This window comes from Pigmentiphaga sp. NML030171 (assembly GCF_002188635.1).
Lineage (GTDB): Bacteria > Pseudomonadota > Gammaproteobacteria > Burkholderiales > Burkholderiaceae_B > Pigmentiphaga > Pigmentiphaga daeguensis.
The window spans coordinates 103,694-110,918 of sequence record NZ_NINX01000047.1; the positions used below are offsets into that span (position 1 = coordinate 103,694).

The 7,225-nt window shown below is 68.1% G+C and carries 6 protein-coding genes and 1 pseudogene; 4 read left to right on the forward strand and 3 right to left on the reverse strand.

The features are described from left to right. The first annotated feature begins 6 nt into the window (after window positions 1–6). From CDO46_RS24285 to CDO46_RS24295, 3 genes are all read left to right on the forward strand, one after another. Entirely contained in the window at window positions 7–879 is an 873-nt protein-coding gene (locus CDO46_RS24285; RefSeq protein ID WP_087841142.1) for an amidohydrolase family protein, read from the forward strand. Beyond that, complete coding sequence (locus CDO46_RS24290; protein ID WP_087841143.1) at window positions 876–2,357, forward strand: class I adenylate-forming enzyme family protein; 1,482 nt, start codon at window positions 876–878, stop codon at window positions 2,355–2,357. Before CDO46_RS24285 ends, CDO46_RS24290 begins: the two co-directional genes overlap by 4 nt. Window positions 2,358–2,521: 164 nt before the next feature. Beyond that, window positions 2,522–3,436, forward strand: coding sequence for an AraC family transcriptional regulator (locus CDO46_RS24295; protein WP_132980751.1), 915 nt, complete (start codon window positions 2,522–2,524; stop codon window positions 3,434–3,436). Here the strand turns inward: CDO46_RS24295 and CDO46_RS24300 are convergent. From CDO46_RS24300 to CDO46_RS24310, 3 genes are all read right to left on the reverse strand, one after another. Further along, window positions 3,424–4,674 carry an MFS transporter gene (locus CDO46_RS24300; RefSeq protein WP_087841145.1) on the reverse strand — a complete coding sequence of 417 codons (1,251 nt, stop codon included), beginning with the start codon at window positions 4,672–4,674 and terminating at the stop codon, window positions 3,424–3,426. The two genes, CDO46_RS24295 and CDO46_RS24300, sit on opposite strands and share 13 nt — an antisense overlap. Window positions 4,675–4,676: 2 nt before the next feature. Next, window positions 4,677–5,288 carry an isochorismatase family protein gene (locus CDO46_RS28465; protein WP_087841146.1) on the reverse strand — a complete coding sequence of 204 codons (612 nt, stop codon included), beginning with the start codon at window positions 5,286–5,288 and terminating at the stop codon, window positions 4,677–4,679. A gap of 224 nt (window positions 5,289–5,512) precedes the next feature. Further along, a complete protein-coding gene (locus CDO46_RS24310) occupies window positions 5,513–6,454 on the reverse strand; it encodes a LysR family transcriptional regulator (RefSeq protein WP_087841147.1) in 942 nt (313 codons plus the stop codon). A gap of 188 nt (window positions 6,455–6,642) precedes the next feature. On the opposite strand from CDO46_RS24310, the pseudogene CDO46_RS28740 reads away from it, so the two are divergent. Next, window positions 6,643–7,044 (forward strand): annotated as a pseudogene (locus tag CDO46_RS28740) (SMP-30/gluconolactonase/LRE family protein); the annotation flags it as partial. Window positions 7,045–7,225: the final 181 nt, after the last annotated feature.

A 7,225-nucleotide genomic window follows, 5' to 3' on the forward strand; every position in this document is an offset into this window, starting at 1 on the left:
AGCGAGATGACCTCCCACAGCTACGACATCCCGGCGATCGACGCCGTGGTCAATATCTGGACGCCCGAGCTGCTGGCGCAACGGCCCAAGCGCGATGCCTTCTACAGCGGCAAGATGAACGTCGATACGGCCATCATGCAAGGGTTGTCGCACGAGGACATGCTGCGCCGCATGGACGCCGCCGGCATCGAACAGGCCTTCCTGATCGCCGCCAAGGTAGGGCCCTGGCAGCATCGCGCCAGCTACCACGTGCCCTACGAGGCGGTGGCCGAGGCGGTCAATCGCCATCCCGACCGCTTCCACGGCCTGGCCGGACTCGACCCCACGGAAGGCATGCGAGGCGTGCGGGAGCTGGAGAAGGCCGTGCGGGAATACGGCTTCATCGGCGCGCATTTCTATCCCCATTGGTTCGAGCTCGCGCCCGATCACGCGAAGTGGTATCCCTTCTACGCCAAGTGCGCGGAACTGGACGTGCCGGTGCAGCTCCAGGTGGGGCAGTCCATGATCTACGACCCTTCGCACCGGCTGCGCAGCGTGGGCCGGCCCATCTGCCTGGACGCGGTGGCCTGCGATTTTCCGGAGCTCAAGATCATCGGGATACATGTGGGCATACCCTGGACCGAGGAGATGATCGCCATGGCCTGGAAGCATCCCAACGTCTACATCGGCACGGACGCCCACAGCCCCAGGTACTGGCCCGAGGCCTTCGTGAAGTACATCGACAGCTACGGCCAGGACAAGGTGGTGTTCGGCACCGATTTTCCCATCCTGGATTTCAAGCGCGCGCGGGACGAGATCGAGGCCCTGGGCCTGCGGCCCGGCCCCCGGGAAAAGCTGTTGCGCGGCAATGTGCTGCGTGTCTACGGACTGGACCGATGAGCACGGTAATGCCGATGCGCGGCCCGAACATCGCGGACCAGCTGACCCTGCACGCGAGCCAGCGGCCCACCAAGCCCGCCATCATCCATCGCGACCGGGTCATCGACTATCGCCGGCTCGACCTGCTGGTGCGACAACGGGCTTCGCTGTTGCTGGAGATGGGCGTGCAGCCGGGTGACGTGGTGGGCGTGGCGCTGAAGGACACGTCCGAGCACCTGGTCATGCTCTACGCCGTGGCGCGCGCCGGGGCGGTGATCCTGCCGGTGGACTGCCGCTGGCAAGCCGGCGAGAAACTCAGGGTGGCGCGGCATTTCGGCGCGCGCTGCGTGCTGGTCGAGCCTGGAGACGACTTCGCGCCAGGCCTGTGCGTGGCGGCCGACGAGGCCTGGCTGGCCCGCGCGGAGCAGGTCGTGGTGCGCGACCGTTACGCCGAGGAGGACCGCGGCTTCTGCCTGTCGCTGTCGTCGGGGACCACGGGACGCCCCAAGGGGCCGCTGCTGTCGCATGCGCAGTTCATGAGCCGCTTCTTCACGCACTACGCCGACCTGGGGTTCGGCAGCCGCGAGACCTACATCAACGCCACGCCGCTGTACTTCGGCGGCGGGCGCGCGTTCTCGGTCTCGTCGCTGTACGTGGGGGCCACGACGGTGCTGTGCCCGCCGCCCTACAAGGTCGAGGAACTGGCCGCCGAGGTGGCGCGCACGGGCGCCACGATCACCTTCCTGGTACCCACGCTGCTGCGGCGCGTGTTGCAGGCCGAGCCGCGCGACGTGGCGCCGCTGCGCGGCCTGCGCACGCTGATCTCGTCGGGCTCGCCGCTGACGGCCGAGGAGCGGCGCCGCATCCGCAACGAGGTCTGTCCCAATTTCATCGAGTACTACAGTTCCACCGAGGGCGGCGGCGTGACCGTGCTGTCCAACCAGGAACTGGAGGCGCAGCCCGCCTCCGTCGGCCGGCCGGTGTTCGGCGTGCGCCTGCAGGTCGTCGACGAACAGGACGACCCATTGCCGCCCGGCGAAGTCGGGCGTATCCGTTACGAGGGCGCCACGGTGGCGCAGGGTTTCCACCGCGACGAGGAGGCGAGCAGGGAGGCCTTCCGCGACGGCTTCTTCTACCCGGGCGATCTGGGCTACCTGAACGAAGAAGGCTACCTGTTCCTGTGCGGCCGGGCCAAGGACATGATCATCCGCGGCGGCGTGAACATCTATCCCCTGGAGATCGAGTCCATCCTCATGACGCACCCCGACGTGCAGGAAGCGGCGGTGGTGGGCCTGCCCTCGAAGGAGTTCGACGAAGAAGTGGCCGCCTTCGTGATGATGCGTGGCGATCGCGACGCGGCGGCCCTGTCCGCCTGGTGCAGGGAACGGCTGGCGCCCTACAAGGTGCCGCGCCATTTCCGCTTCGTCGACGAGTTCGAGCGCAATTCGGCCGGCAAGATCATCAAGAAGCGCCTGATCGAGGGACCGACCCCGGTTTAGCCGATGGCTGCGCGTTTTCGCGCCATGGTCCGCAAACCCGCATGGTTGCTGGCGCCGGATGATTTGTCCGCAGCCTTTCCCCAGGGTTGTTCACAGCGGGTGGGGATAAGTCCGGCTGCCGGGTAGTATATGGGGTGAGCCGTTCCCGCCTTCCGGGAGATCCCGTGAACACCGACCCTTCCCCGACCGCCGCCCGGTTGCGCCAAGTATTGATGGATACCGGCGCCTACAGCCTGCACCAGTCGTTCGACTACGGAGGCCGGCTGGCCGGCAGCGTGGTGCATTGCAGCTTCGATGCCCATGAGTTGTCCTGCCCGGCGCTGCCCCACATGCTCCTGCTCGTCTCGCACGAGTACCGGCTGAGGTCGGCCAGATTCGACCTGGGCTGGGGCTACCGCGACCATTTCGTCAATTTCGTCAATCCGCTGCACCTGATTCCGCCCGGCACCGCTTTCCGCTGGGTCAAGGACGGGCCCGCCCGGGTGTCGCTGCTGACGTTCGACCAGCAGGCTGCGCTGGAGATGTTCGAGGAACTGGGGTGCGAGCGGCCGGTGGATGGCATGTGGTCGCTGGCCCAGCGCGGCTTCGTGAGTCCGCTGGTCTACACGGCCCTGGGAGCGTTCGTCCGGGACCTGGGGGCCGGCCAGGTCTCGCGCCTGCTGTCCGACAGCTTCGGCGCGCTGGTGTTGAACGAACTGGGCAAGAAGTGGCGGGCGGAGCCGGCGGCCGCGACGGCGCCGCGCCTGAGTCCCCAGGCGTTGCGCAAGGTCACCCGCTACATGGACGAACACCTGGCCGAGGACATTTCCCTGGCCGAGCTGGCCGCCTTGTGCGGCTTGAGCCGATACCATTTCCTGCGCTGCTTCAAGGCCGCGCAGGGCGTGTCCCCATACCGCCACCTGACCGCGATGCGGGTGGAGCGGGCCCGCCACCTGCTGGCGACGACGGGCCAGCCCGTCTCGTACGTCGCCAGCGTCTGCGGCTTCGCGTCGGCGGGCGCGATGGGCCGGGCCTTGAAGAAGGCCCTGGGCAGTTCGGCCTCGGCCTACCGCGCCACGGCCGGCCACTACGACGCCTGAGCCCGGACGCCGGCCTCGACCTTGCGCGGGGCCGTCTCCTTCAGGAACAGCGACACGGCGAGGCCGATCGCGATGCCGCCCAGCGCCAGGTACAGCGTGTACTGGATGCCATGGTGCTGGGCGATGTAGCCGGCCACCACGGGCGCGACCCCGCCGCCGAAGATCTCGCCCAGGCCGCTGACCGTGCCGATGGCCGAGGCCACCATGCCGGGAGGCGCCGCCTCGGTGGCGATGGGCCCGGTCATCAGGGCCAGCAGTCCGAAGCAGAAGAACGACACCACCAGCAGCACCCCGAACAGCGCCCAGGGCGAGGCATCGGTGCGGATGAAGGCATACAGGGCCAGCGCGGCGCCGACGAAGGCCAGGAAGGCGGCGGCGCGGCGGCCGATGAAGTCCGAGATGCCGGGCACGCCGAATTCACCGAAGAACCCGCCGATGCCGATGGCCGAGACCACCAGTCCCATTTGCTGCGGTGTCAGCTTGAGGTAGTCGGTCAGGTAGTTGGGCACCATGGCGCCGACCACGAAGATGCCGGTCATCGCGCACAGGATGGAGGCGACCGCGAGCAGCAGGTTGCGCCGGCGCAGCAGTTCTTTCCAGGACAGCGTGGCCCCGGCAGCCGGCGCGGCGGGCAGCCCGCCCTGGACACCGGTGCCGGGTTCGCGGATGACCTTGTACATGAACCAGGCGAGGATCAGGCCAGGCACCGCCGACAGGAAGAACACATAGTGCCAGGAGGGCAGTACGTCCATCAGCTGGGTGGCGATGATGGGTGCGAGCCCCAGTCCGAACAGCGGAAAGGCGCTCTGCTGCAGTCCCTGGTTCAGGCCGCGGCGCCGCGGATGCGAGGCCTCGCCGGCCGCGGCCACGCTGGTGGGGCAGAAGGAGCCCTCGGCGACGCCCATGACCGTGCGGATCAGCATCAGGCTGATCAGGCCCGTGGCCAGCCCCGACAATCCGGACAGGCAGGAGAACGCGATGGCGGCGGGGATCAGGACCTTGCGTCGGCCGACGCGGTCCGAGACCCGGCCCATGGTGATGGAGAACACGCCCCAGGCCAGGCCCAGCACCCCGATGAGCAGGCCGAGGTCCTGGTAGGACAGATCCAGGTCCTTCATCATGAAGGGGAACATGGGGGCGAGCAGCCAGCGGTCCAGGCCCATCAGGCCGAAGCCCAGGGCGAGGATGGTGACGGCCTTCCATTCGTAGGCGGTATCGTGCACGAGTGGCCGGGTCATGGTCATGCTCCGCCCAGCGCGTCCAGCACCTGGCGCGTGGAGACGACCTTGCCGAACACCCGGTCGATGGTGGCGAGCGTGGCGCGATGCGAGGCGTCGTCGAATCCGCCGGTGGCGTCGTCCACGAAAAAGACCCGCAGGTCGCGCATGAAGGCGCTGCGCGCGGTCGACTCGCAGCAGACGCTGGTGACCGTACCCGTGATGATCACGCTGTCGGCGACGTTGCGGCCCCGGATGTTGCGGATGACGGTCTCGAGGCGGGTGTTGTAGAACGCGTCGTAGCGATGCTTGGGTATGACGACCTCGCCGGGCAGGGGGGCCAGCTCGGCGATGATCTCGACCCCGGGCGTGCCCGCGCGCATGCCGGCCGTCTTCAAGTGCGGCAACTGGGTCGTCTCCAGCGGCGAGACGTCGAATCCGTCGTACAGCACGTGCTGGGTGTAGATGACCGGGACACCGGCCTCGCGCGCGCGGGCGACCAGCGCGGCCATGGCGGGGACGCGCTGGCGGGCGGCGGCGACCTCCATGGGCGCGTCCGGCAGGACGAAGTCGTTCTGCATGTCGACGACCAGCAGGACGGCCTTGGCGGGATCAAGGGAAAGGGAAGAGGGCATGCGAGAGGCCTCCGTGGGGTGGGTGGAAGGCCGAACATAGCGCCGCCGGCCGCGGGCCAAGCGCAGGAAATTGCGGTGGCAGCGCAAAAGTTGCGCAGTGGATGAGGAGCCTGCCCATTTTCGCGTCACCGCCCGCAGACCCGCATGGAATCTAGGCCGGGTGAAGTTGTGCCCGTGCTTTCCCCAGGGTTTTCCACATCGCCTGGGGATAAATCGCGCAGGCCCTAGCGGAGGCGGGCGGCTTCCCGTGGCGGACGGTCGGGCCAGGTGCCGTCGCGCGCCAGGCGGGCCGCGGTGGCGACGACCAGGTCCCGGATGCCGGCCACGGCGCTGTGCGATGCGCCGTGCGAGGTGGCCAGCACCACCTGCGCGGTGGTGCGCAGGTCGGAAACCGGCGTGGCCTGTACGCGCCCGGCCTGCCATTCCTCGATGAAGGACGAGACGATCATGACCGAGCTGCCGTTGCCGGCGGCGATCAACTGCACGGTCTGTGCCATGGAGTCCAGCTCGTGCTTGATCCTGAGCGCCAGGCCGCGCTGCTCGGCCTCGCGCGACAGCATCTGGCGCACGCGGTGGCGCAGCGTGGGCAGCACGAGGTCCATGCGGGCCAGTTCGGCGAAGGGGACCACATGGGAGGGCGGGGAGCCGTCCGCGGGCGACACCAGGTACAAGGGTTCGTCGCGCAGGGTGTCGATGAGGTGGGGACTGCCGGTTTCCCCCACGGTGAACAGGATGGCCATCTCGAGCCGGTTCTGCTTCAACAGCGCCTCGAGTTCGTCGGTCATCGCCTCGACCACGTGCAGCGTGACCTCGGGATGGGCCTCTTCGACCGCCTGCAGCAGGGGCACCGTCATCATGCGGCTGATGCTGCTGGGAATGCCGATGCGCACGATGCCGCGGGGCGATTCCGCGTCCTGCCGCAAGTCGTGTTCGGCGGCCGCCACCATGTCCAGGATGCGCCGCGCATGGCCGAGCAGCTTGCGGCCGGACGGCGTGGGCTGCACGCCATGGGCATCGCGCACGAACAGGCGCGTGCCCAGGGAGTCCTCCAGCTTCTGGATCTGCGCGCTGAGCGCGCTTTGCACGACGTGAAGGCGTTCGGCCGCCTGCGAGAAGCTGCCGGTTTCCAATATCGTGACGAAATAACGCAGGCGTCGCAGGTCCATGTCGGGCGTGGTCCGGGGCCATCGCGGATCCAGATGGGGGCATCTGAAAAAACCGTTACCCGGGCTGGGGAACGACTGCCATTATAGGTGGCTGTTCCATCCGTTCCGGTCCCATGTACGCCGCTCCTCCCGACCTGGCCACCGAGATCCACGCCGCGTTGCCGCCATCCCTGCACCTGGTGCGATCCATGTCGCCCTGGGTGAAGGCGCGGGGAGCCGGACCCCTGCATTCCTTCCTGGAAGGGCCCGCCTTCGACCGCGACGGTACGCTGTATTGCACCGACCTGGCCCATGGCAGGATCTTCCGCGTCGATCCGGCGGGACGGTTCGCGCTGGCATGCCGCTACGACGGCGAGCCCAACGGGCTCAAGCTGCATCGCGATGGTCGTCTCTACATCGCCGACCGGCGCCACGGCATCATGACCATGTTTCCCCGGGACAGCCGTCCGCGGGCCCTGCTCGCGCCGGACGAGGCCCGTGGGCTCCAGGGCGTCAACGACCTGCTGTTCGCCGCCAACGGCGACCTGTATTTCACCGACCAGGGCGACAGCGCGCTGAACCGGCCCACGGGCCGGCTGTGCCGGCTGCGGCGCGACGCCGGCCACGTCGAGACCCTGGTGGATGGCCTGGCAGGCCCGAACGGGCTAGGGCCTGTTAACACAACGCAGCCCATCTGCAATCAGGGCGAAATTGATGAACCCGGTAAACATGACGTCGAGTTTGTCGAAGCGGGAGAAGATTCTGCGGAAGCCTTTGAGTCGCCGAAACAGG

Bases quoted from the DNA above. Each gene is read 5' to 3' on its own strand.
- CDO46_RS24300 (WP_087841145.1), bottom strand. From the start codon at position 4,674: ATGACCCGGCCACTCGTGCACGATACCGCCTACGAATGGAAGGCCGTC.
- CDO46_RS28465 (WP_087841146.1), bottom strand. From the start codon at position 5,288: ATGCCCTCTTCCCTTTCCCTTGATCCCGCCAAGGCCGTCCTGCTGGTC.
- CDO46_RS24285 (WP_087841142.1), top strand. From the start codon at position 7: ATGACCTCCCACAGCTACGACATCCCGGCGATCGACGCCGTGGTCAAT.
- CDO46_RS24290 (WP_087841143.1), top strand. From the start codon at position 876: ATGAGCACGGTAATGCCGATGCGCGGCCCGAACATCGCGGACCAGCTG.
- CDO46_RS24310 (WP_087841147.1), bottom strand. From the start codon at position 6,454: ATGGACCTGCGACGCCTGCGTTATTTCGTCACGATATTGGAAACCGGC.